Origin of the sequence: Sulfitobacter sp. SK012 (assembly GCF_003352085.1) — a bacterium.
GTDB lineage: Bacteria > Pseudomonadota > Alphaproteobacteria > Rhodobacterales > Rhodobacteraceae > Sulfitobacter.
Map to the genome: position 1 here is coordinate 98,370 of NZ_CP025804.1, position 23,641 is coordinate 122,010.

At 53.9% G+C, this 23,641-nt stretch carries 26 protein-coding genes; 20 read left to right on the top strand and 6 right to left on the bottom strand.

Features of this window, described 5'->3' with window-relative positions:
* The first annotated feature begins 52 nt into the window (after positions 1-52).
* Positions 53-1,282 carry a threonine ammonia-lyase IlvA gene (gene ilvA / locus C1J03_RS00475; protein WP_114882624.1) on the top strand — a complete coding sequence of 410 codons (1,230 nt, stop codon included), beginning with the start codon at positions 53-55 and terminating at the stop codon, positions 1,280-1,282.
* A 9-nt stretch (positions 1,283-1,291) separates the two neighbouring features.
* Positions 1,292-2,104: an SDR family oxidoreductase gene (locus C1J03_RS00480; RefSeq protein WP_114882626.1), complete on the top strand. Its 813-nt coding sequence runs from the start codon at positions 1,292-1,294 to the stop codon at positions 2,102-2,104.
* On the opposite strand, the gene C1J03_RS00485 is transcribed toward C1J03_RS00480, so the two are convergent.
* Positions 2,101-2,433 (bottom strand): Hpt domain-containing protein, encoded by a 333-nt coding sequence (locus C1J03_RS00485; RefSeq protein ID WP_114882628.1) that lies wholly within the window; start codon positions 2,431-2,433, stop codon positions 2,101-2,103. The two genes, C1J03_RS00480 and C1J03_RS00485, sit on opposite strands and share 4 nt — an antisense overlap.
* A 149-nt stretch (positions 2,434-2,582) precedes the next feature.
* Between C1J03_RS00485 and C1J03_RS00490 the strand changes: the two genes are divergently transcribed.
* Complete coding sequence (locus tag C1J03_RS00490) at positions 2,583-3,866, top strand: PP2C family protein-serine/threonine phosphatase (protein WP_254694144.1); 1,284 nt, start codon at positions 2,583-2,585, stop codon at positions 3,864-3,866.
* Here the strand turns inward: C1J03_RS00490 and C1J03_RS00495 are convergent.
* Positions 3,848-4,291, bottom strand: a complete 444-nt coding sequence (locus C1J03_RS00495) for an NUDIX domain-containing protein (RefSeq protein WP_114882630.1) — start codon at positions 4,289-4,291, stop codon at positions 3,848-3,850. The two genes, C1J03_RS00490 and C1J03_RS00495, sit on opposite strands and share 19 nt — an antisense overlap.
* Before the next feature lie 77 nt (positions 4,292-4,368).
* Here C1J03_RS00495 and hslO point away from each other — a divergent pair, with 77 nt between their 5' ends.
* The 7 genes from hslO (at position 4,369) to C1J03_RS00530 (ending at position 12,733) form a co-directional block, all read left to right on the top strand.
* Positions 4,369-5,355, top strand: coding sequence for an Hsp33 family molecular chaperone HslO (gene hslO / locus C1J03_RS00500; protein ID WP_114882632.1), 987 nt, complete (start codon positions 4,369-4,371; stop codon positions 5,353-5,355).
* Positions 5,345-5,944 carry a CoA pyrophosphatase gene (locus C1J03_RS00505; protein WP_114882634.1) on the top strand — a complete coding sequence of 200 codons (600 nt, stop codon included), beginning with the start codon at positions 5,345-5,347 and terminating at the stop codon, positions 5,942-5,944. Before hslO ends, C1J03_RS00505 begins: the two co-directional genes overlap by 11 nt.
* Complete coding sequence (locus tag C1J03_RS00510; protein ID WP_114882636.1) at positions 5,920-7,104, top strand: CCA tRNA nucleotidyltransferase; 1,185 nt, start codon at positions 5,920-5,922, stop codon at positions 7,102-7,104. Before C1J03_RS00505 ends, C1J03_RS00510 begins: the two co-directional genes overlap by 25 nt.
* Before the next feature lie 66 nt (positions 7,105-7,170).
* Entirely contained in the window at positions 7,171-9,009 is a 1,839-nt protein-coding gene (locus C1J03_RS00515) for an ABC transporter ATP-binding protein (RefSeq protein WP_114882638.1), read from the top strand.
* Complete coding sequence (locus C1J03_RS00520; protein ID WP_114882640.1) at positions 9,006-10,838, top strand: ABC transporter ATP-binding protein; 1,833 nt, start codon at positions 9,006-9,008, stop codon at positions 10,836-10,838. The genes C1J03_RS00515 and C1J03_RS00520 overlap by 4 nt, the downstream gene beginning before the upstream one ends.
* 38 nt (positions 10,839-10,876) lie before the next feature.
* Positions 10,877-12,139: a class I SAM-dependent RNA methyltransferase gene (locus C1J03_RS00525; RefSeq protein WP_114882642.1), complete on the top strand. Its 1,263-nt coding sequence runs from the start codon at positions 10,877-10,879 to the stop codon at positions 12,137-12,139.
* A gap of 93 nt (positions 12,140-12,232) precedes the next feature.
* Positions 12,233-12,733, top strand: coding sequence for a L,D-transpeptidase family protein (locus C1J03_RS00530; RefSeq protein ID WP_114882644.1), 501 nt, complete (start codon positions 12,233-12,235; stop codon positions 12,731-12,733).
* Positions 12,734-12,754: 21 nt separating this feature from the next.
* On the opposite strand, the gene C1J03_RS00535 is transcribed toward C1J03_RS00530, so the two are convergent.
* A complete protein-coding gene (locus tag C1J03_RS00535) occupies positions 12,755-13,264 on the bottom strand; it encodes a CAP domain-containing protein (RefSeq protein WP_114882646.1) in 510 nt (169 codons plus the stop codon).
* Positions 13,265-13,429: 165 nt separating this feature from the next.
* On the opposite strand from C1J03_RS00535, the gene C1J03_RS00540 reads away from it, so the two are divergent.
* The gene (locus C1J03_RS00540; RefSeq protein WP_114882648.1) at positions 13,430-14,038 is read left to right on the top strand and encodes a L,D-transpeptidase; all 609 of its coding nucleotides are present in this window, start codon (positions 13,430-13,432) and stop codon (positions 14,036-14,038) included.
* Between the two features lie 143 nt (positions 14,039-14,181).
* Positions 14,182-14,364 carry a hypothetical protein gene (locus tag C1J03_RS00545; RefSeq protein WP_114882650.1) on the top strand — a complete coding sequence of 61 codons (183 nt, stop codon included), beginning with the start codon at positions 14,182-14,184 and terminating at the stop codon, positions 14,362-14,364.
* Positions 14,365-14,439: 75 nt separating this feature from the next.
* Here the strand turns inward: C1J03_RS00545 and hemH are convergent, their stop codons facing one another.
* A complete protein-coding gene (gene hemH, locus C1J03_RS00550; RefSeq protein ID WP_114882652.1) occupies positions 14,440-15,492 on the bottom strand; it encodes a ferrochelatase in 1,053 nt (350 codons plus the stop codon).
* Positions 15,493-15,546: 54 nt separating this feature from the next.
* Complete coding sequence (locus tag C1J03_RS00555; protein WP_114882654.1) at positions 15,547-16,359, bottom strand: methyltransferase domain-containing protein; 813 nt, start codon at positions 16,357-16,359, stop codon at positions 15,547-15,549.
* A gap of 47 nt (positions 16,360-16,406) precedes the next feature.
* Between C1J03_RS00555 and C1J03_RS00560 the strand changes: the two genes are divergently transcribed.
* The 4 genes from C1J03_RS00560 to C1J03_RS00575 are packed head-to-tail and all read left to right on the top strand — an operon-like array spanning position 16,407 to position 18,668.
* Complete coding sequence (locus C1J03_RS00560; RefSeq protein WP_114888774.1) at positions 16,407-17,105, top strand: ComF family protein; 699 nt, start codon at positions 16,407-16,409, stop codon at positions 17,103-17,105.
* A gap of 40 nt (positions 17,106-17,145) precedes the next feature.
* Positions 17,146-17,403, top strand: a complete 258-nt coding sequence (gene grxC, locus C1J03_RS00565) for a glutaredoxin 3 (RefSeq protein WP_114882656.1) — start codon at positions 17,146-17,148, stop codon at positions 17,401-17,403.
* On the top strand, positions 17,403-18,233 hold the full coding sequence (locus C1J03_RS00570) for a carbon-nitrogen hydrolase family protein (protein WP_114882659.1): 831 nt from the start codon (positions 17,403-17,405) through the stop codon (positions 18,231-18,233). Before grxC ends, C1J03_RS00570 begins: the two co-directional genes overlap by 1 nt.
* Positions 18,234-18,668 carry a MarR family winged helix-turn-helix transcriptional regulator gene (locus C1J03_RS00575; RefSeq protein WP_114882661.1) on the top strand — a complete coding sequence of 145 codons (435 nt, stop codon included), beginning with the start codon at positions 18,234-18,236 and terminating at the stop codon, positions 18,666-18,668.
* 4 nt (positions 18,669-18,672) lie between these two features.
* Here the strand turns inward: C1J03_RS00575 and ubiG are convergent, their stop codons facing one another.
* On the bottom strand, positions 18,673-19,419 hold the full coding sequence (gene ubiG, locus C1J03_RS00580) for a bifunctional 2-polyprenyl-6-hydroxyphenol methylase/3-demethylubiquinol 3-O-methyltransferase UbiG (protein WP_114882663.1): 747 nt from the start codon (positions 19,417-19,419) through the stop codon (positions 18,673-18,675).
* A 49-nt stretch (positions 19,420-19,468) separates the two neighbouring features.
* On the opposite strand from ubiG, the gene pip reads away from it, so the two are divergent.
* The 4 genes from pip to nusA all read left to right on the top strand — a co-directional run bounded on the left by pip (position 19,469) and on the right by nusA (position 23,631).
* Positions 19,469-20,440 carry a prolyl aminopeptidase gene (gene pip, locus C1J03_RS00585; protein ID WP_114882665.1) on the top strand — a complete coding sequence of 324 codons (972 nt, stop codon included), beginning with the start codon at positions 19,469-19,471 and terminating at the stop codon, positions 20,438-20,440.
* Positions 20,437-21,291 (top strand): ABC transporter substrate-binding protein, encoded by an 855-nt coding sequence (locus C1J03_RS00590; RefSeq protein ID WP_254694145.1) that lies wholly within the window; start codon positions 20,437-20,439, stop codon positions 21,289-21,291. Before pip ends, C1J03_RS00590 begins: the two co-directional genes overlap by 4 nt.
* A gap of 138 nt (positions 21,292-21,429) precedes the next feature.
* Complete coding sequence (rimP, locus tag C1J03_RS00595) at positions 21,430-22,005, top strand: ribosome maturation factor RimP (RefSeq protein WP_114888776.1); 576 nt, start codon at positions 21,430-21,432, stop codon at positions 22,003-22,005.
* The gene (gene nusA, locus C1J03_RS00600; protein ID WP_114882667.1) at positions 22,006-23,631 is read left to right on the top strand and encodes a transcription termination factor NusA; all 1,626 of its coding nucleotides are present in this window, start codon (positions 22,006-22,008) and stop codon (positions 23,629-23,631) included.
* Positions 23,632-23,641 lie beyond the last annotated feature (10 nt).

Genomic DNA, 23,641 nt, shown 5'->3' on the forward strand with positions numbered 1-23,641 from the left:
GTGCCGAAAGCAGCCCTATCGACAAGAAACATAAGGTGCGCAAGGGGACATGATGACCGATTTCCAGCTTAAGGCGAAGGCCGCGACTCAAGCAATGCGCGACGTTTTTGGCGCGACCCCGCTCCAGCGCAACGATCATCTGTCGGATCGGTTTGAGGCAGACATTTGGCTCAAGCGCGAAGATCTTAGTCCGGTGCGGTCTTACAAGTTGCGTGGGGCGTTCAATGCCATGCGCAAAGTTATTCCGGAGAAATCTGTTTTTGTATGCGCATCGGCTGGCAATCATGCCCAAGGCGTTGCGTTCATGTGCAGCCATTTTGGTGTACGTGGTGTCATCTTTATGCCGGTCACAACGCCCCAGCAGAAAATCCAGAAAACCCGCATTTTTGGCGGAGCGCATATCGAAGTGCGCCTCGTTGGCGACTATTTCGATAAGACGCTTTCGGCTGCACAAGAGTTTTGCATTCAGGAGGGCGCGCATTTTCTTTCGCCCTTCGATGATGAGGATGTGATTGAGGGCCAGGCATCCGTTGCGGTTGAGATTGAGGACCAGTTGGCGCGCGTACCCGCTCACATTATCTTACCAGTTGGAGGTGGAGGCCTATCGGCAGGAGTGGTTAGCTATTTTGGTAAAACCTGCAACTATACCTTTGTAGAGCCTGATGGGGCTCCCAGTCTTGCCAGCGCATTGGCCAAAGGAGAGCCAGTAGATGTCTCACCAATCAACAGCTTTGTGGACGGCGCTGCGGTTGCAAAAATTGGCGCGCGCAATTTTGAGCGGTTGCGTGGGATTGACCCATCGGATGTGATCACGCTGTCTGAGGATCGAATATGTGTGACCATCACAGAGATGCTAAATGTCGAAGGAGTTGTGCTGGAGCCTGCAGGCGCGTTGAGCATTGAAGCGCTGTCTGAAGTTGCGGACGAAATCCGCGGTAAGACTGTGGTTTGTGTCGCGTCCGGGGGAAACTTTGACTTTGAGCGACTGCCTGAGGTCAAAGAACGCGCACAGCGCTATTCGGGGGTGAAAAAATACTTCATTCTACGGATGCCGCAACGACCGGGTGCGCTGAAGGAGTTTTTGGGCATTCTTGGCCCTGAAGATGACATTTGCAGATTCGAATACCTCAAGAAATCGGCGCGCAACTTTGGTTCGGTCTTGATTGGCATTGAGACGCGCAAACCGGATAGCTTTGGCCCATTTTTGGCCCAACTGGACGCTGCTGGATTTGCATATACAGACATCACGAATGACGAAACGCTGGCCCAGTTTGTGATTTAGGAGGCTGTGATGAAGTTTGAAGGTAAAACAGTGATCATCACAGGCGGCGCGAGTGGCATCGGTGCGGCCCTTGCGGAGCGCGCAACTGAAGCAGGCGCGCGCGTCTGCGTTGCGGATCTTGACTTGGCCGGCGCACAGGCTGTTGCAGGACGCATCAATGGTTTGTCCGTCGCGTGTGACGTAACGGACGAAACGCAGATAACCCAAGCAATTGCGCAGACCGAAGCCGCTTTCGGTGATGTAGATATATTTGTCTCTAATGCAGGCTTTGGGCGGGGTGATCCGGATCACGCAGCGTCTGCCCCCGACGCCGAATGGATGCAAAGTTGGCAGGTGCATGTGATGGCACATGTCTATGCGGCGCGGGCGCTTTTGCCAAAGATGATTGCGCGCGGATCGGGGCATTTGGTCAATGTCGCTTCGGCTGCGGGGCTCCTGAATCAGATCGGCGATGCGGCCTATACAGCCACCAAACATGCAGCGGTCAGTTTTGCGGAATCGTTGGCTATTTCTCACGGCGATGACGGTGTGGGTGTATCGGTGGTTTGTCCGCAATATGTCGCCACGCCCCTTCTGGGCCTGAGTGATCTAGATGCAGATCAAAGTAACTCATTGTTGACTGCAGACCAGGTGGCGCAAACCATAGTAATGGGTGTCGAGGCGGATGAATTTATGATCCTGCCGCATAGCCAGGTTGCTGGTTACTACGAGCTACGGGCCCAAGATTCGACGCGCTGGATCAAGGGAATGCAACTATTGCGGGCCAAAGCGAAGGCCGAGTACCCTGGCCTAAACGTCCAGGATTTTTATAAGCTGGTTTAAGCTGCCAGCGCTGCAGGAAGCCCATCCACGAATGATTTTTTGGAAGCGCTGTAGCATTCGAGAACATCAATAATATCGACATCTTCTGATTTTCCAGAAGCTGCCATCGTCTCACCGTTTTGGCATTTTTGAGCAAATGTTGAAAACCCAAGGTTTAGCGCGCAACCTTTGAGCAGATGCATGTCAGCCTCAAGGGTGACTATATCCGCGGTGCTATGTAGGCGGGCGATTACCTCATCCACTTCTTCAATGAATAGCTCGACAACTTCGTCGAAATCTTCAGCGCCGATTTCGTCAATTAGGTTAGTTATGCGATTCCAGTCTATCATCTTCGACCTCAAAGGTTGGATCGAGAACTAGTGGACGTCCGTTAAGAAATCGTCGACAGATGTAAGGTATTTCCAAGAATTTTAGGTTTCATGAGCTGTTAATGGACGCCGTTCTACAGGTAGGGCGAAACAAATAGACGCGTTGTATTATGCCGCTTACTCAAAACTCAGAATTGCCCGGCAAGGACGCGGTGCGTAGCGGTGCGATGAAACGCGTGTTGGTCGTTGATGACAGTAAGCTTCAGCGCCGAATTCTTACAGCATCGCTAAAACGTTGGGGCTTTGATGTCCAAGAGGCCGAGTCTGGAGAAATCGGACTTGAGTTGGCCAGAGCCTCCTTGCCTGATCTCGTGCTCAGTGATTGGATGATGCCCGGCATGTCAGGCTTGGAGTTCTGCCGTGCATTTAGGGCGCTGAGCGGTGATCAATATTGTTGTTTTATTCTGCTGACCTCAAAGAACGAAAAGGCTGAAATCGCTCTTGGGCTAGATAGCGGTGCTGATGATTTTCTGACAAAGCCGGTCGACAGCAATGAGTTGCGCGCACGAATGGCTGCTGGCGAGCGGGTTCTCGAAATGCAGCGGGAATTGACCGAAAAAAATCGAATGATCACAGATACGCTGGACGAGTTACGGCGGGTCTACGATTCCCTCGACAGCGATCTGATTGAAGCCAAGAAACTTCAGCAATCTTTGCTAAGGCAACGCAACAAGGTTTTCCCAAGTGGAGAACTATCACTAATGTTGCGTTCGTCCGGACACGTAGGCGGAGACTTGGTAGGTTTCTTTCCTGCGGGTGAGCATCATCTGGGCCTTTATGCGATTGATGTATCTGGACATGGAATCAGCTCTGCCTTGATGACGGCACGTTTGGCAGGGTATCTTTCGGCCGCCTCGCCAGATCAAAATGTTGCGCTGATGCGCGATGATGTCGGCAATTTCGTGCCTCGCGCACCAGAAGATGCGATTGAAGCTTTGAACGATCTGGTCCTGGATGAGATGGAAACGGAGCACTATTTTACGCTGATGTTGGGTTTTATTGAGTTGGCGACAGGGCATGTGGTCTTGTCTCAAGCGGGCCACCCCCATCCAGCAGTGCAACGGGCGGATGGTTCGATTGAGCAATGCGGAACCGGTGGTTTTCCTGTTGGCCTTATGTACGGCATTACTTTTGAGCAGTTTGATCTCCAACTTTACCAAGGGGACCGGCTGCTCATTCTTTCAGACGGTGTGACTGAATGCCCTGATTCAACCGGCGACATGCTTGGTGAAGACGGCCTATCCCGCCTTATGGATGGGCTAAGCGACGTACATGGACCGGCATTTCTGGAATCGCTAGTTTGGCAGCTCAGTGAGTTTGCGGGCAGCGAAGATTTCCCTGATGATGTTTCAGGCATCCTGTTCGAGTACGGGGTTCAGGCCATCGACGCGTAGCGCTGCAAAAAAAGTCGATCCCCATCGTTGCCAAGATGTTGGATTGCATCCTGCGCATCTAAGATCATGGTTTGATGAAGCGGTTCGGTGGGTGGTGATAATTGCCTTACGGGGTGCGCCAGATAGATGTGGCACAACTTTTCGGCCCAAAGGTCGTACTCTGGCATGAAAACAAAACGCCGAAACGCGCCCATCCGACGAGGTGTTGCAATTTTCCAACCAGTTTCTTCGATTACTTCCCGATGAAGTGCCTGCAGCGGTGATTCACCTGGATCGATTCCACCACCTGGGAGCTGAATGTCGATTTCATTGCCGATCTGAGCTGTAAGAAGAAACCGCCGGTCTATGGGTAAAATGGCATAAGCCCCGGCCCTGATTTGGTAGGTTTTCCCTTGTTGCGGCGGCGCTCCTAAGCGTCTGATCATGGTTCGCCCCTTTTTAGTTGCCTTGCCGGTCTTATATAGACGCGGTATGCCAATCGCCCAGCGTTAAGGAAACCCCAATGAACCTCGGAAACAAACTCGCGTGGGACGATACGGTCCTGCCATTTCAGCTTGATGCCTCCGATATCCGGGGCCGTGTTGCGCGGCTCGACGGAACTCTTGATGGCGTGCTTGCTCAGCATAATTACCCGCCGCAGGTCGAAGCGTTGGTGGCAGAAATGACATTGCTGACCGCACTGATTGGCCAGACGATAAAGTTGCGTTGGAAGCTTTCGCTGCAGGTGCAGTCCAAAGGTGCTGTTCGGATGATCGCGACAGATTACTATGGTCCGCAGGAAGACGGCGGCCCAGCGCGCATTCGTGCTTATGCAAGCTATGACGCTGAAAGGCTGACAGATGGTGTGCCCTTTGATCAGGTCGGCGAAGGGTATTTTGCTGTCATGATCGATCAGGGCGAAGGAATGACGCCCTATCAAGGCATCACGCCGCTGACTGGCAAGACGATTTCGGAATGCGCGGAAGCATATTTTGCTCAATCAGAGCAGCTGCCGACGCGGTTTTCGCTGAGCTTTGGTCGATCTATGCTTCGGGGCGAAGAAGAGAGTTGGCGGGCAGGTGGCATAATGCTGCAACATATGCCCAAGGCGTCTCCATTCGCGGCCAAAGAAGAAGGTACTGGTGAAGTCTTGCAGGCTGATGATCTACTGCAGGACGATCAGGCCGAAAACTGGAGCCGCGTGAATATGTTGCTTGATACCGTCGAGGACTTAGAGTTGATCGGCCCAACGTTGCAGCCGACAGACCTGTTGATGCGGTTGTTCCACCAGGAATCACCGCGGGTATTTGATGCGCAGGCCGTTCGTTTTGGCTGTACTTGTTCAGAAGACCGCGTGCGGCAAAGTCTGTCGATCTATTCGGCTAAGGATATTGGAACAATGACCACGGATGAGGGTCGCGTCACGGCGGATTGCCAGTTCTGCGGTGCGCATTATGATCTTGATCCAACGTCCGTTGGATTTGAAGCCGAAGATAAGAATGCTGATTGATCAGATAGATGAGATCCGTGCGGCGCTGACCAAAACTGGTGTGGCGTCGTCGGATTTCGATCTGAATCCCGAAGTAGAGCTGCCTCCTGGCAGAACCTTGCGCCCCGCGGGCGTGTTGGCTCCAATTGTATTGCGAAACAACCTGCTTGAACTCTTGCTGACAAAACGGTCTTCGGCGTTGAAAAATCATCCTGGGCAAATTGCTTTTCCAGGTGGCAAACAAGACAAAGACGACGCGGATGTTATAGCAGCAGCTTTGCGTGAAGCGGATGAAGAGATCGGTTTGCCCCCCGGAATTGTTGAAGTGCTTGGCACGCTTGCGCCGCATGAGACAGTAACTGGATTTCACGTTACGCCTGTAATAGCCGTTGTTAGAGACGCTTTTGATATTCGACCAGAACCAGGTGAGGTGGATGAGGTCTTTTCTGTACCATTGGATCATGTGCTCGACATGACACAATACTCTATTCAGTCGCGACGATGGCGTGGGCAGCAGCGCCACTATTTTACTGTACCTTACGGACCCTATTACATCTGGGGGGCCACTGCGCGTATGTTGCGTGCATGGACCGAAACAATGCACCGCTAATCCCTTCTGATACGCCTTGGCTCGCCAACCCCCAGGCCCAAGCCGTATGCGATGCGTTAACGGGCGCTGGGCACGTTGTATATTTCGTTGGTGGATGTGTACGCAACGCGCTCTTGGGTGTGCCGGTAAGCGATGTCGACCTTTCAACCGACGCGCTGCCTGATGATGTCATTGCGATAACCGAACGCGCCGGATTGAAGGCTGTTCCAACGGGAATTGAGCATGGTACGGTTACCATAGTTTCGGGTGGTGAACCTTTTGAGGTCACCACATTTCGGCGCGATGTAGAAACAGACGGCAGACGTGCGGTTGTCGCCTTTTCGACCGATGTTTCAGAGGATGCAAGACGCCGAGATTTTACTATGAACGCGATTTATGCGACTCCTGATGGACAAATTATCGACCCACTTGGCGGGCTGGATGATCTGCATGCGCGCCGTTTTCGTTTCATCGAAGATGCAGGGCAGCGCATTCGCGAAGACTATCTTCGTACCCTTCGATATTTTCGGTTTCACGCTTTGTATGCGGATCCAGCAGTAGGTTTTGATCGAGATGCGTTGGATGCAATTGCGTCAAATTTGGGAGGTTTAGAGACGCTTTCTGCTGAAAGAGTCGGTTCAGAGTTGACCAAACTCCTTGGTGCATTTGACCCGGCACCATCATTGGCTGGGATGCGGCAAACTGGTGTGATGAACGCAGTATTGCCTAGTACTGATGACCGCTGGATCGGACCGCTTGCGCATATGGAGCAAGCCCTAGAGTTGTCGCCGAATTGGATTGGCCGGCTGGTGGCGCTTGGCGGCGATGATCCGACTAAACGCCTGCGGCTAAGCAAAGCTGATACTCGTATGTACCATTCGATCAAAGACGCAGCATTTGGGAGCTCGAGACTTAATGCCATTGCCTACCGTGAGGGTTCCGAAGTCGCACGTCAGGCGCTTTTGTTGCGGTCCGTTCTGGCGGAACAGGTTCCAGAGCCAACCGTTCTTGCGGCGATCGAAAGCGCTTCGAACAAGGTGTTTCCAATTGCTGCCGCAGATTTGATGCCAGATGTTGAGGGGCCCGCGCTTGGCTCGCGGTTGGCTGACTTGAAAGAACGATGGGTTGCTTCTGATTTTACCATGACGCGCGGTGAATTGCTGGCTCTGCCAAAAGAGTGATCGTAGGCGGTGGCTTTTCCGCCAATTTCCGCGATATATGCATAAGCACATAAATCAGAGTTGAACATGTTCCGATTCTTCGAAACATTAGTGGATCCGTATACGGCGTATCCGCAGGATGACACGCCCCCACAGCGGGTGTGGCCGTTCTTGCGCGCCTATAGCCAGCCGTTTCTCAAGATTTTCGCCCTTACAGCCTGCATGTCGGTCGTTGTCGCCGCGATTGAGGTTGGGTTGATATATTACATGGGCCGGGTCGTTGATTTGTTGGAACAAGGCCCCGCCATGATGTGGGAAACATATGGCACTGAGCTGGTCTTGGTGGCCCTGTTCATTGTGTTCATTCGACCGGCCATTCAGGCGCTCGATGTCGCGCTGGTGAACAATGCGATCATGCCAAACTTTGGCACGTTGATCAGATGGCGGGCGCATAGGCAGGTGTTGCGGCAATCGGTTGGTTGGTTTGAAAATGACTTTGCAGGGCGCATTGCCAACCGCATCATGCAAACGCCACCTGCGGCGGGCGAAGTTATTTTCCAGACGTTTGACGCGCTTTCATTCTCTTTGGCCTATCTGATCGGTGCAGCGGTTCTACTCACCAGCGCCGATCCCCGTCTGCTTTTGCCATTGTTGATCTGGTTTGCGCTTTATTGCTGCCTAACAACTTGGGCGGTGCGCCGGATCGGCCCTGCGTCCAAGGCGGCGTCTGATGCCCGATCCGGCGTGACTGGACGCGTCGTGGATGCTTATACCAATATCCACTCGGTCAAGATGTTTGCGCATCATGACAGCGAAGAGCTGTACGCCAAGGAAGCGATCGAAAAGGCGCGGCAGACATTTCAGGTTGAGATGCGAATTTTTACGGTGATGGATTTCACTTTGGTTGCATTGAACGGCCTGCTGATTGTCGGGGTCGTTGGCTGGGCATTGTCGCTTTGGATCAACGGGCAGGCGAGCGTCGGAACAGTAGCGGCTGCGGCCGCGCTAACGCTGCGTCTGAACTCAATGACGGCTTGGATCATGTGGGCGTTGTCGACGTTTTTCCGCCAACTTGGTGTGGTTGCCGAAGGGATGGAAACGATTGCTCAACCGATAACACTGGTTGATGCATCGGATGCTAAGCCCTTGCTGTTAGAGGATGGACGAATTGAACTGGTGAATCTCACGCATCACTACGGACGCAGTTCTGGTGGGTTGCAGGCTGTGGATCTGATGATCGAGTCAGGTCAAAAGATAGGCCTTGTTGGGCGCTCTGGAGCTGGAAAATCGACCCTACTTAAGCTTCTTTTGCGGTTTTATGACGTCGAAGGCGGACGGATTGAAATTGACGGCCAGGACATTTGTGGGCTGACGCAGGATAGTTTGCGGCAAAACATTGGGATGGTTCAGCAGGACAGCTCTTTGCTGCACCGATCGGTGATGGAGAATATTCTTTACGGACGACCCAATGCGACCGAAGAGGCCGCGATTGAGGCCGCTAAGCAGGCGGAGGCGCATGAGTTCATTCTTGATTTGACGGACCCGGAAGGCCGGAGTGGATATCAAGCGCGTGTAGGGGAACGTGGCGTCAAACTGTCAGGTGGGCAAAGGCAACGAATTACGCTCGCACGTGTGATCTTGAAGGATGCGCCAATCTTGTTGCTGGATGAGGCGACAAGTGCGCTTGATAGTGAAGTAGAGGCGGCGATCCAAGAGACGCTCTATCAGATGATGTCGGGTAAAACGGTTGTCGCAATCGCACATCGGCTTTCTACCATTGCTGAGATGGACCGGATTTTGGTGCTTGATCAAGGACGCATCGTTGAAGATGGGAGCCATGACGCGCTTTTGGCGGAAGGCGGCCTATATGCTCAGTTCTGGGCGCGCCAATCCGGTGGGTTTCTGAAAACGGAAGAAGACGCGTGAACATTGGAAATTGGATTGATTCGTTTCGCCCTGCGGAAGGGCCGCCACCAGAAACATTGGGCGCTTTCATGCGTTGGTGTTTGTCAGGGGCGTGGCCTGCGCTATGGCTTTCGGCGTTTTTATCTGCCGCTGCTGGCGCGTTAGAAGCAGGTACTGCGTTGATATTGGGTCGCGTCATTGATGCGGCTTCGGGCACCGGACCAGAGCGGTTTTTTGAAGGTCAGAACCTTGGCCTTATCTTGGCCGCGATGGCCTTTTTTCTTATTGCGCGTCCGATTTTCTTTGGGCTTTCGGCTGCGTCGAATGCGATCATTGTACAGCCGAATGTGAACCCTCTGGTGTTGTCTCGCCTGCACCGTTGGACTTTGGGTCAAACAGTTGGATTTTTCGACGATGATTTTGCGGGCCGGATTGCGCAAAAGCAGATGCAGACGGCTCGGGCTGTTACGGATGTAGCCTCTGAAATGATCAACGTCGTGGCATTTGCTCTGGCGTCGTTGTTTGGATCGGTCATTTTGCTTTTTGCGATAGACTGGCGGGTGGCTTTTGGGTTCGCAGTTTGGCTGATTTTCTATTTTGCGCTGATAAATTGGTTTTTGCCGCGCGTTCGTGAGCGCTCTGCAAGCCGTGCGGGCGCGCGCGCGATGGTTTCGGGACAGGTTGTTGATACGATCACCAACATCAAAACGGTCAAGCTCTTTGCCCATGACGATCACGAAGACCGTGCAGCACTTGGTGCGATGCAGACATTCCGCAGCCGCGCGCTTGAGTTTGGGTATCTCGCTGCTGGGTTCCGGCTTGCTTTGATGAGCCTTGCCGGGCTGCTGCCTGTCTTACTGCTCGGTGGAACCTTGGTCTTGTGGCAGCGCGGGCTGGCGAGTGAGGGCGATATTGTCGCTGCGGGTGCCATCGCAATCCGCATCGCCCAAATGACGGGTTGGGTCAGTTTCACGTTAATGGCGATTTATTCTAACATCGGCGAGATTGAGGATGGTATGCGCACGCTGACCCCGCGCAACCGCCTGGAAGATGGTGCGAACGCACAGCCGCTGAATGCTCAACTTGGAGAGATCGTGATCGAGGGCCTCAGCTTTGCTTATGGTCGCAAGACCGGCGGCATTGATGACATTTCACTGACCATTCATGCGGGCGAAAAACTGGGTGTCGTGGGTGCGTCTGGGGCTGGCAAGTCGACGTTGGTCGCGCTGTTGCTTAGGCTCTATGAAAGCGAAAGTGGTCGTATATTGATCGATGGACAGGATATCCGGTCCGTCACACAAGAAAGCTTGCGCCGCAACATTGCGATGGTCACGCAAGAGACCGCAATGTTTAACCGCTCCGCCCGTGACAATATCCTTTATGGCAATCCCGAAGCCGATGATGAGGCGCTGTTTGACGCTGCGCGGCAAGCAGAGGCACATGAATTTATTCTAACCCTTCAAGACCACAAAGACCGTACAGGGTATGACGCGCATCTTGGCGAGCGGGGCGTAAAACTGTCAGGGGGCCAGCGTCAGCGGATCGCGCTTGCCCGAGCGATCATAAAGGATGCGCCGATCCTGATTTTGGATGAGGCTACAAGTGCGTTGGATAGTGAGGTTGAGGCATCGATCCAGGAAGCCCTTGAGCGGGTTATGGTGGGTAAAACGGTATTGGCCATCGCGCACCGGCTGTCGACACTAAAGGAAATGGACCGCATTGTCGTTCTGGATCAGGGCCGCATTGCCGAAGTCGGGACTCACGACGCGCTGATTAAAGCCAAGGGGCTGTATGCGCGGTACTGGAAGCGGCAGTCGGGTGGGTTTCTCAACCTGCGTGCCGCGGAATAGGGTCTACCCCCCGCCAGATAGGTGCCGTATGGCGGGGCATGAGTGAATTTCAGATCAGACGTTTAGGACAACATGGGGACGGCGTTGCCGATGGCCCTGTTTTTGCGCCTATGACCCTTCCCGGTGAGTTGGTTACAGGTGTGGTGCAGGGAAATACCCTGACCGACATCAAGATCGTGACACCGTCAGAGCAACGCGTGGCAGCGCCTTGCCGGCATTTTAAATCCTGTGGTGGCTGTCAGGTGCAGCATGCTTCCGACCCGTTGGTGGCTGATTGGAAGACAGATGTCGTGCGTAACGCTTTGGCGGCCCATGGGCTTGAGGCTGAACTAAGACCGATCCTGACTTCGCCAGCACAATCACGTCGGCGGGCGACATTTGCTGCGCGACGCACGAAAAAAGGCGCGATGGCTGGGTTCTATGGTCGCGGATCTGATGTGCTGGTTGAGGTGCCCGATTGTCAGTTGCTGTTGCCCGAAGTACTTGCAGGGCTTGAGGTTGCAAAGGCGCTGGCGATTATTGGCTCCAGCCGCAAGGCTACGCTGGCTGTGCAAATCACCACGACGCTGACCGGACTGGACGTGCAGGTCGCCGGAGGCAAGCCGCTGGACGGTCCTCTACAACAACACCTTGCTCAGTTTTGCGAGAACCAAGGCCTGTCGCGCTTGACGTGGGAAGATGAAGTGATTGCCATGCGCGAGCCACCGCTGCACGGGTTTGGCCGCGCAATGGTTTCGCCACCACCGGGCGCGTTTTTGCAGGCAACGGCTCATGGCGAAGCGCAATTGCTGGCAGGGGTGCGTGAAGTGGTCGGGGATGCGGACCGCGTGGCTGACTTGTTTGCTGGCTGTGGAACTTTTGCCCTACCGCTGGCGGAAAACGCCGAAGTCCTCGCAGTTGAGAGTGAAGCGCAGATGATGGTAGCGCTCGATAAGGGTTGGCGGATGGCCAAGGGCCTCAAGTCGGTGACGCACGTTACGCGAGACCTTTATCGTCGCCCCCTATTACCTGATGAACTTGCCAAGATTGATGTCGCCGTTCTTGATCCGCCTCGTTCTGGAGCAGAGGCGCAAGTTGCCGAGCTCGCGCGATCGAATGTGGCACGGATCGCGTATGTCTCTTGTAACCCGGTCAGCTTTGCACGTGATGCGGCGTACTTGGTGGCGGAAGGTTATGAGCTTGAATGGGTGCAACCCGTGGATCAATTCCGTTGGTCGTCTCATATCGAGTTGGTCGCATCGCTGCGCAAGAAACCGCAAACGGGCGTGCGTCAAAAAGTTGCGTGGACCAATCGAATCTGACAATTTATCTTTGTAATAACGATTTTTTGATCTAATAATCTTACGCCGTGACGTAGAGTGAACAAAATAATCCGATCAGGATAGGGCGAGCAGATGAAACGCAGGAACGTATTATTGGGTGGCGGCGCCGCAGTAACGCTTGGCGCTTGTGGGGCAAGTAGCAAATTCAAGCGCTATGACGGACCTGACGTGACGGGCGTTGTCGTCCGAAAATCCAACCGTAAAATGTATTTAATGAACGAAAAGAGAGTGCTGGAAGAGTACAAAGTTAAGCTTGGGTTTGCGCCATACGGTCATAAACTGATCGAAGGTGACGGACGGACCCCCGAAGGCCTCTATACGATTAACCGGCGTAACCCGAACAGCAAGTTTCACCTATCTCTGGGTATCTCGTATCCCAACGAGGCAGACCGCGAGACAGCGGCGGCGCTTGGCAAAGAGCCGGGCGGGGACATTTTTATTCACGGGCAGAAATCACCGCTGCGTAAAGACAAGGGTGATTGGACGTGGGGCTGCATTGCAGTCAGCAATAAACAGATCGAAAAAATCTATGCGATGGTTCAGGACGGCACGCCCATCTACATTCTTGCCTAACGGCTGTGAGAGGACCTGGGCTTAGTTGCCCATCACCAGAGTCCACCAAATCTTGCCATTTCGTTCCTGATACCATGCGAAGCCAAGGTTGGTTGCTTTGTCGGACATGATGATCCGGCGCGTATCGGGCTGTTCCATCCAAGCGCCAAGGGTCTCTAGTTCGGTCTCATAGGTCTCGGAGATCACTTCGCCTATCAGGCGGCCATTATAACCAACACGTTGGACACGATCCACGGGCGACGATCCATCAGAGCCAAAGTGCCATGGGCGGTTTTGGTTCGACATGTCGCGAGAGTGCGTGGCCGCGGCTGCGGTAAGGCTGGAATTCAGTTCAACGGGGGTCAGACCTGATCCCTGGCGTAGGGCGTTAACCGAATCGAGCATGCGGAATTGGATTTTACTCTTGTCACCCGAGCTGATTCGGTAGGCTTTCGGCACGGGGCGTCCGTCCGCGCCAATCGTTGTGGTTTCAGGCACACATGCTGACAACACTAGGGCAAATGCCAGAAAAATTGAGATCAGACGGATCATGGCAAGGCTCCAAGCACTTTGTTGATTGATTTGCCATACAGGTTGAAGTGCGACAGATCAAACTCACATAGGTGTAAGATCGCTGCGTAACGCGGGTTTGATTTGATAACGTGGCTTTCGCGCCATATATGGGTGTGAATCGCTGTCAATTAGTGGAGGCATTTCATGCCCAACTCAAAATTTAATACTCCGAGCCGTCGGAGCTTCCTTGCGGGCTCTGCTGCGGTGCTTGCCGCTCCTGCAATTGCGCAGACGGATAACGTAAACAGCACCAATACGACGGAGAACGAACGCGATATCACCGAAGTGGTGCGCCGCAACGTATCAAGTTTTCGTACGTTGGATTGGCAGCCGTACTTTAGCAACACACGTAATGGTGCCATTCTAGTCGATATCGACAGCCGCGCTGTACATTACTGGTCTGACGATCAAAGCGTCTATAAACTTTACCCTTCCAGTGTTCCTCTAACCCAAGAGTTGACGCGCCGCGGCCGTACTTCGGTAATCCGTAAGGTTGATGGCCCCAGCTGGAGCCCGACACCGTCTATGCTAAAGCGTAATCCTGAATGGCCAAAGTTTATTGGCCCGGGTCCGGACAACCCCCTTGGCACCCACGCGCTTTATCTCAGCTGGACATACTACCGAATCCACGGCACCCACGACACGCGCAAGATTGGGCGGCGTTCGTCAAATGGTTGTATCGGCCTTTACAACGAGCATATTGCAGAGCTTTTCTCGATGACTAAGGTCGGAACACAAGTGTTGCTTATTTGACGACATCGTGCCTGTATCGCGGTTGCTTCTTTGAAACCTTATTTGCAATTTGTGCATTTAGCTGTTTAGAAAGTAGCCACGAGGTAAGTCTTAGGTGCGTTTGATGTTCGAGAAACATCGACGCCTTTTCTGGAGGTTATGTTATGAAGAAACTCGTTCTCGCCGCTGCATTGACAGCTGGAGCTTCGACCGCATTTGCAGGTTCAGTTGCAGATCCGATCATCGAAGCACCGGTCATCGTAGAAGAAGCTACAAGTTCGTCCTCGGGCGCTCTGATTCCACTGCTTTTGCTCGTGGTCGTTGCTGCAGCTATTGCTGCTGACTAATTACAACTTCGGTTGTTGAAAAAAGGCGGTGCTTTGGCACCGCCTTTTTTATTGGCCGGTCAGCTTTAACGCCGGTTAAACGGGATCGATCCAGCCTGACAGATTATCCTCTATGACAGATGATAGCGCCGCAATGTGGGCGTCATCATCATTGAGGCATGGAATGTAGGTAAAAACCTCTCCTCCGGCCTCTTCAAAGCTTTCTTTTATTTCTTCATTAATTTCTTCGAGCGTCTCGATGCAATCGGCTGAAAAGGCAGGAGCGCAAACAGCAATGTTCTTTTTACCTGCTTCAGCAAGACGCGCGACTTCTTCGACAGTATAAGGCTGAAGCCAGTCTTCGGGTCCGAATTTTGACTGGAAAGTTGTCTTAATTTCTGTGTCGTCCCATCCCAATCGCTCCTTTAGCAGGCGTGTCGTTTTCTGGCATTGGCAGTGGTACGGGTCACCTTCCATCAAATAGCGGATCGGGACGCCATGGTACGAGCAAACTAAGATGTCGGGTCGCGTTGATAACCCAGCGTAGCTGCGCTCAATCGACTGCGCGAGAGCGTCGATATAGTCGGGCCTATCAAAATATGGTTGAACAGTGCGGCTTGCAGGTTGCCATTTTTCCTTGGCCAGCGCCGCAAAGAATGCATCATTGGCGGTTGCAGACGTGGCACCTGCGTATTGCGGATAAAGTGGGAAAAACAAGATTTTATCGCATCCAGCTTTGACCATATTTTTAACGCGCGACTTGGTTGATGGGTTGCCATAGCGCATGCAGAAATCAACCATAACGTCTGAGCCGTAGCGCTCTTTCATGCTCTGTTCGATCTTGGCGGTCTGCGCCTTGGTAATTGTCAGTAAGGGGCTTTCGCCTGCTTCTTCATTCCAGATCGATTTATAGGCCGCACCGCTGGTGAAGGGTCGTTTGGTCAGGATCACAAGCTGCAAAAGAGGCTGCCAAAGCCACGGGCTGTAGTCGATCACGCGTCTATCAGACAAGAACTCACCTAGGTAACGGCGCATTGACCAGTAGTCATAATTTTCTGGAGTACCTAAATTGGCCAACAAAACGCCAATTTTGGGCTTTGGTAGGGCAGGATGATCCGGCGCGGCATGTGTCGGGCGTGTATCGGTCATGGACGTTTCCTGATGTGGGCTATCTTGGCTGAAATAGATGGATTTATGCCGACGTCAATCATGCAAGGGTTGCTCATTTGTCGCGAGCGCATCGGCAAGCCGCTTTTGCGCGGAGCCGGGGCGCAGGGGCTTTGGTTGATTATCCGAGGGGGCCCAACCTGTAAGCAGGTGCAGATCGAAGGTTGCGGTAATCCTGTCTTCGGGAGTTGAAAAGTACTTTTCATAAAGCATGTCGGCGTGCTGAATTACTGCACGGCGCGTTGGTTTACGCAGGCGGCGTGCAAGGGCGTTTGTTTCTCCCATGGCACGCAAGTCGCGCATCAGGTGCCAGATATCGCGGTATTCAACCTTCAGGGTCACGCTATCCGCGACGGGGAGGGCAAACCCAGCGCGCTGCAAAAGGCCACCCAGATCGCGCAATTCAGCCATTGGGGCCACACGCGGTGACAAACCGCCAGTGATCGCGATCTCGGCTTCGCTGAGGCATTGGCGCAGTTCGACCAGCGTTTGCCCGCCAAAACAGGCTCCAAGGAACAGGCCATCAGGGCGCAAGGCGCGGCGGCATTGGATCAACTGCCCAACAGGATCATTTGCCCAATGAAGCGCCATCATGTGCAACACCAAATCGTGAGCCGCTAGTTCAAGCGGTAAAGTATCGGTGTCCGGCACCATAAGCGCGTTGGGAAATACCGTTCCCCAGATTTGTGGGAAACCACTCACCACACCCGCAGATGTAAACGGTCTGTTAACCATCCCTAGGCGATCCTGCACTTCCTCAGCGGCAGCATCATGCAAGAACATTGCGGCAGGTACAGCGCGGGCACGGTTAAGGGCCAATGCGCGGGGGTCTGTAAGTTGGTTGGACATGAAAGGATAATAGATTGGCGTGGTCCGGACTTCAAACGGCCCTTTCGATGATTTACCCGGCCCGGTGTCTGACCTGCGGTAAGACGGTGGATACTGACTTTGGTCTTTGCGGTTCGTGTTGGCGGGATACGTCTTTTGTTGGGGGGACCATTTGTGACGGCTGCGGCATTCAATTGCTGGGCGTTGAAAACAATGAGCTGGTCCGGTGTGATGCGTGCATGGCAGAGCCACCCCCATGGAAACAAGGTCGCTCAGCGCTGATTTACCGCGATACGGGCCGCAAGCTTGTGCTGGCCCTCAAGCATGGTGACCGGCAAGAGATCGCAAAGCCTGCCGCTCTTTGGATGGCGAACGCCGCGCGCGGGATAATGAGAGATGACATGATCATTTTACCCATTCCTCTGCACTGGCTGCGCCTGCTCAAGCGGCGCTACAATCAATCAGCGCTATTGGCCAAGGCTTTGTCCGGACAATCAGGCCTGCCATGGAATCCCGATCTGTTGTTGCGCTCCCAACAAACGCAGTCGTTGGGCGGCTTGGGACGCGCCGCGCGATATCAAACGCTTGAGAATGCCATCACTGTCAGCCCAGGAAAGCGGCACCGCATCGTAGGTCGCCCGGTTCTATTGATTGATGATGTAATGACCACTGGGGCCACTCTGGGCGCAGCGACACGGGCGTGTTTAGACGCAGGTTCAGGCCCCGTGCGCGTGTTGACCCTAGCAAGAGCTGCTAAAGATACCTAAATCACCTGAAACGGCTTTGTTGAATAAGGGGCTTTGGGCCATGAAATCTGTTGAAATCTATACTTCACCGCTTTGCGGTTTTTGCCAAGCTGCCAAAAGGTTGCTTAACCAGAAGGGCATAAGCTTTTCTGAAATCAATGTGCTTGCTGACCCTGCGCGCAAGCCCGAGATGATCAAACGCGCCAATGGAGGCCGTACTGTTCCCCAGATTTTTGTGGGCGAAACCCATGTTGGTGGATGCGATGATCTCTTTGCCTTGGAGCAGGCGGGTAAGCTCGATACTTTGCTTGCGGCCTGATGAAGACAGCGCTTGTCCAGCTTAGCGTTAGCGATGATCCGGCGGCGAACCTGCCGATCACATTGGCGCATATTGAAAACGCGGCATCTCAGGGTGCCGCGTTCGTCCTGTTGCCCGAAGTAGCGAATTGCATTTCTACCAGCCGTCGGCATCAGCAAGAAGTTTTGCAAAGCGAAGAAGACGATATCACGCTGGCCGCGCTGCGAGGTGCTGCCGCGAATCACAGCATCTGGCTTTTGATCGGGTCCCTTGCGCTCAAGACTGAGGATCCTGATGGCCGTTTTGCAAACCGGTCTTTCCTGATTGATCCAGAGGGTCAGATCGCGGCGCGCTATGATAAGATCCACATGTTCGATGTGCAGATTAATGAGACCGAAACGTTCCGCGAATCGAGTAGTTACCGCCCAGGCACACAGGCGGTTGTGGCAAAAACACCCTTTGCCAATATCGGAATGTCAGTATGTTACGATGTTCGCTTCCCGGAGCTTTACCAAAAACTAGTGGGAGCGGGTGCTCAGATCATTACCGTTCCAGCAGCTTTTTCGCCCGTTACAGGTGCTGCGCATTGGCATAGCCTGTTGCGCGCCCGCGCGATCGAGACGGGGTGCTATGTCCTTGCGCCTGCACAAACGGGAGAGCACGCGAGCGCCCTCCATAAGACGCGTCATACATACGGTCACGCGCTGGCAGTCTCTCCTTGGGGAGAGGTATTGATTGACGCAGAATGCGAAGAAGGCATTTACATGTTTGATCTCGACATGGAACATGTTTCAAATGCGCGGGCTAAGGTGCCCAGTCTGAAACACAAGCGAGAATTCAAAGGTCCGTGAATGGGTGACGACAGCAATACTCTGGCCATCATGCTCTTTAGTGAAGTGCTTGCGGCAGATCAGATGCTGCGCAGTCGGCTGTCAAAAGTTCTGCCAAAAGGCATGGAAATTTCGCATTTCTCTGTCTTGAATCACCTTGCTTGGCGCGAAGGCGAGCGCAGTCCGGCGCAATTGGCCGAGACCTTTCATGTGACGCGTGGCGCAATGACCAACACCCTGACCAAGCTGGAATGGGCGGGCTATGTCCATGTACGCCCCGATTGGGATGATGCGCGCCGCAAGATGGTGTCGATCAGCCCGTCAGGCCGTTTGGCACGTGACACAGCAATCACGGCGCTGACCCCGATGATCAATCAGGTTGTGGATCAACTGGGCGACGAAAAGGTTCGCGCAACGCTGCCGATCCTTCGCGAATTGCGTAAGCAGCTAATCTGACGTTTTAGGCGGGCTTTAGGCTCGCCGTCACATAGTTCACGCTTAAATCTCTGTCTGACAAACTCCAAGACCACCCTAGCGGATTGAAAACGAAGCCCTTGCGGTCGACGGGATTTAGTCCGGCCTGTTTGAGCAGTTCAAACAGTTCATCGGGCGTGATAAACTTGGACCACTCATGAGTGCCTTTAGGCAGCCAGCGCATCACATGCTCAGCGCCGATAATCGCCATGACATAGGATTTGGGATTTCGGTTTAGGGTCGAACACAGATGCAGCCCGCCGGGTTTCAACAGTTGACGGCACGCGATCAGATAATCGATCGGGGACGCAACGTGTTCGACCACTTCCATATTTAGAATGACGTCAAATTGCTCACCAGCATCGGCCATGGCTTCGGCAGTGGTGTGACGATAATCGATTTCGAGCCCTGATTTTTCGGCATGCACTTGTGCGACTGGGATATTTCGCTCTGCTGCATCTGCCCCTACAACCTCAGCGCCAAGTCGCGCCATCGGCTCTGACAGCAGTCCACCGCCGCAACCGATATCGAGAATACGCAGGCCAGCAAGAGGTTTTGCTGATTTCAGGTCGCGGTCGAATTCGCCGGCGATTTGGCTGGTGATGTAATCCAACCGGCAGGGATTGAGCATATGGAGAGGCTTGAACTTGCCATTGGGGTCCCACCACTCTGCGGCCATGGCTTCGAATTTGGCGATCTCTGCGGGGTCAACGGTGGTTTGAGGCGCTTGCATTCTGTTCTCCATATGCTCATTTGTTCGATACGTGATATATAGGGCGGTAATGGACAAAATCCCTGATCAAAAACGCGCGGTACAGTATCTCTACCCGCCGGTCGATCCCTTTGACCAGCGGATGCTTGCCGTGGGCCAAGGGCATCAGATCTATGTTGAGCAATGTGGGAACCCGAAAGGCATCCCTGTTGTCGTGCTGCATGGGGGGCCCGGCGGCGGCTGTAGCCCGTCGATGCGGCGCTATTTTGATCCGGCAATTTTCCGAATTATCCTGTTTGATCAGCGAGGCTGTGGCCGTTCAGGTCCGCATGCATCTGTTGTCGACAACACCACATGGCACCTTGTTGCGGATATCGAACTGATCCGCGAAACACTTCAGATCCACGACTGGATTGTTTTTGGCGGCAGTTGGGGCGCTACCTTGTCGTTGATCTATGCACAGGCCCATCCGGAGGCTGTTCGCCATCTTGTTCTGCGCGGCGTGTTCTTGATGACCCAAGCTGAGCTGGACTGGTTCTATGGCGGTGGCGCTGGGCGCTTTTGGCCAGAAGTCTGGGCGCGCTTTACTGCGTTGATTCCCAAAGAGGAACAGGATGATTTCATCGGTGCGTACCATCGACGGCTGTTTTCTGGCGATACGCAGATTGAAACGCAGTATGCCCGTGCTTGGGCTGGCTGGGAAAATGCGCTTGCATCGATCCATTCGTCGGGGGGCATGTCGGAGGGGCCGGGAGAATATGCGCGTGCCTTTGCACGGCTAGAGAATCACTATTTCACCAATGCAGGCTTTCTTGACACAGACGGTCAAATCCTCGCGCAGATGGACCGGATTGCGCATATCCCGGGCGTTATTGTGCAGGGTCGCTATGATATGATCTGCCCACCAACGAGCGCTTATGAATTGGCGCAGGCTTGGCCCAATGCTGAGTTGAAAATGGTACGCAATGCCGGACATGCTCTTTCAGAGCCGGGCATCAGCGCAGAGCTGGTGCGCGCTATGGATCGGATCGGGCAGCAATGATGCGCAAACCTTCCGTTGATCGCCGTGCGCTTTTTGCCAGTGGTGCAGCGGCAGCATTGCTGGCTGCGGCTGGCGTTTCGGCAGGACCCTTGCCACAGCAAGGCGGCAAGCTGCGGTTGGCTCTATCGGGAGCCTCTCGCAAGGACAGTTGGGCCAAGGGTGATGGCCTTTTTATGCAAGTTGCGCGCCTTGGCGTTGTCTTTGAAGCCCTGACTGAGGTTGCTGCCGATGGCACGCTGCGGCCGGAGTTGGCCACCGCATGGAACGCCAGTGCAGACAGCCGCACCTGGAGTTTTGATCTGCGCCGCGATGTGATGTTTCACGACGGTCATGCGTTTGGCGCTTCTGATGTTGTCGCAAGCTTGCGTCGCAGTATCGGGCCAGCTGCGACGATAGAGGCCGAAGGACCCCAACGCGTGCGCGCGACATTGGATAGTCCTGACCCCGCATTTCCGTTCACCCTTGCGGCCCCGGCCCATGTGATCCGACCGGCCCATGCGCTGGACAAGGGGATTGGCACTGGCCTCTATCAACTAGTGCACTTCGCACCAGGCCAGCAATTGTTGGCGCAGCGCAGCCCGAACCATTGGAAGGACGGGCTAGCTGGCTGGTTTGACCGGATTGAACTGGTGTCGATCCCATCTGAAGCTGTACGTGTGCAAGCGCTGGCGGAATATCTTGTCGATGCCGTGGATCTGACAGACGGCACGCCACTCGCCATCTTTGATGACATCGCGGTGCATCTGGACGCCGGGCAAGCCGCTTCTCGTAGCATTGCAATGCCTGGAAACATCGGAACCCGGCACTCGATGGATGACCTACGAGCGGCGCAGCGCTGGTGGGCGGCCTAACGAGGGGTTGCGGATTGGTGCGTGCTGGCCTATATGCCCTATAACAGCGGCGCGTTCGGGTCCAAACCAAACGCACCACCGAAATTCACAACGGGCCGCGCGCCCGTTTTTTTGTGCCTGAAAGCAACCACTGTACCCATGAGCAACGACCTAATTGCCAAAGCCGCCATTGACCGTCGTATGGCCGAAATTATTACACCCGTGATCGAAGATCTGGGGTTTGAATTGGTGCGCGTTCGATTGATGTCCGGCAAATCAACGATCCTGCAGATCATGGCGGATAAGCCTGAAGGTGGGATCGAAGTTGATGACTGCGCCAAGATTAGCACTGCTATTGGGGCGACACTGGATGTCGAAGACCCAATCTTGGATGAATACACGCTTGAGGTGTCTTCGCCCGGTATCGACCGCCCCTTGACCCGACTCAAGGATTTTGAAGCGTTCGAAGGGTATGAAGCAAAGATCGAAACGGGTAACCTGATTGATGGGCGCCGCCGCTTTAAAGGCGAGCTGGCGGGAATCGAGGGTGACGAGGTTCTGATCAATGTCGAAGAAGGCACAATTGGACTAAAGTTCGACTGGTTGTCAGATGCCAAACTGGTGCTGACGGAAGACCTGATCAAGGAAATGCTGCGCCAGCGCAAAGCTGCGGGCTTAATCGACGAAGACAAATTTGATGAGATCCAGACAGAGTCTGGCGAGGGAGACGAATAAATGGCCATTACATCTGCCAACCAGCTGGAGTTGCTGCAAACCGCTGAGGCTGTTGCCCGCGAAAAGATGATCGACCCTGGTCTGGTTATCGAAGCGATGGAAGAATCGCTCGCCCGCGCTGCAAAGTCACGCTACGGCGCAGAAATGGACATTCGCGTTCATATCGATCGCAAGACTGGCCGCGCAAAATTTACCCGCGTGCGTACTGTGGTCGAAGAATCTGAACTGGAAAACTATCAGTCAGAATTCACTGTTGAGCAGGCCAAAGAATATATGGACAGCCCCGAAGTAGGGCAGGAATTTATCGAAGAAGTGCCACCCGTTGAAATGGGCCGGATCGCGGCGCAGTCAGCCAAGCAGGTCATTCTCCAGAAGGTGCGCGAAGCAGAGCGCGACCGTCAGTACGAGGAATTCAAGGATCGTGCAGGCTCGATCATCAACGGTTTGGTCAAACGCGAAGAATACGGCAATGTCATTGTTGATGTGGGTGCAGGCGAAGCGATTTTGCGCCGCAACGAAAAGATTGGCCGCGAATCTTACCGTCCTAACGACCGCATCCGTGTCTACATCAAGGATGTGCGTCGCGAGCAGCGCGGCCCGCAGATCTTCTTGTCGCGCACGGCACCTGAATTCATGGCCGAGCTCTTTAAGATGGAAGTGCCCGAAATTTACGATGGCATCATCGAGATCAAAGCTGTTGCCCGCGATCCAGGCTCACGTGCCAAGATTGCCGTGATTTCTTATGATGGCTCCATTGATCCTGTAGGTGCCTGTGTTGGTATGCGTGGCTCTCGTGTTCAGGCAGTCGTGAACGAGCTTCAGGGCGAAAAGATCGACATTATTCCGTGGAATGAAGATCAGCCAACGTTCCTTGTGAACGCGCTGCAGCCTGCTGAAGTTTCCAAAGTTGTTCTGGATGAAGAAGCCGGTAAAATCGAAGTGGTTGTTCCAGAAGAGCAGTTGAGCCTTGCGATTGGTCGCCGTGGTCAAAACGTGCGTCTGGCAAGCCAGCTCACGGGCCTCGACATTGATATTATGACCGAAGAGCAGGAAAGCTCGCGCCGGCAGGCAGAATTTGAACTGCGCACGAAGCTCTTTATGGATAACCTTGATCTGGACGAGTTCTTTGCTCAGCTGCTGGTGTCGGAAGGGTTCACGAACCTTGAGGAAGTAGCTTATGTCGAAGTAGGTGAATTGCTGGTCATCGACGGTGTTGATGAAGCAACTGCTGGCGAATTGCAGGCGCGCGCCCGTGATGTGCTAGAAGCACAGAACAAGGCGGCGCTGGATGCTGCTCGTGCCTTGGGTGTAGAGGACAGCCTTATTGAATTTGAGGGTCTGACACCCCAGATGATTGAAGCGCTGGCCAATGATGATGTAAAAACCCTCGAAGATTTCGCAACCTGTGCGGATTGGGAACTGGCCGGTGGTTGGACAACAGAAAATGGGGAGCGGGTCAAAGATGATGGCACGCTTGAGCCGTTTGACCTGAGCCTTGAGGATGCACAAAAGATGATTATGACGGCCCGCGTTTTGTTGGGTTGGGTTGATCCGGCGGAACTTGAGGCGCAAAACGCCGAAAGCGAAGAAGGTCACGACGAAGTAGAAGAGGAAGCCGAGGCCTGATCGCAGGTCT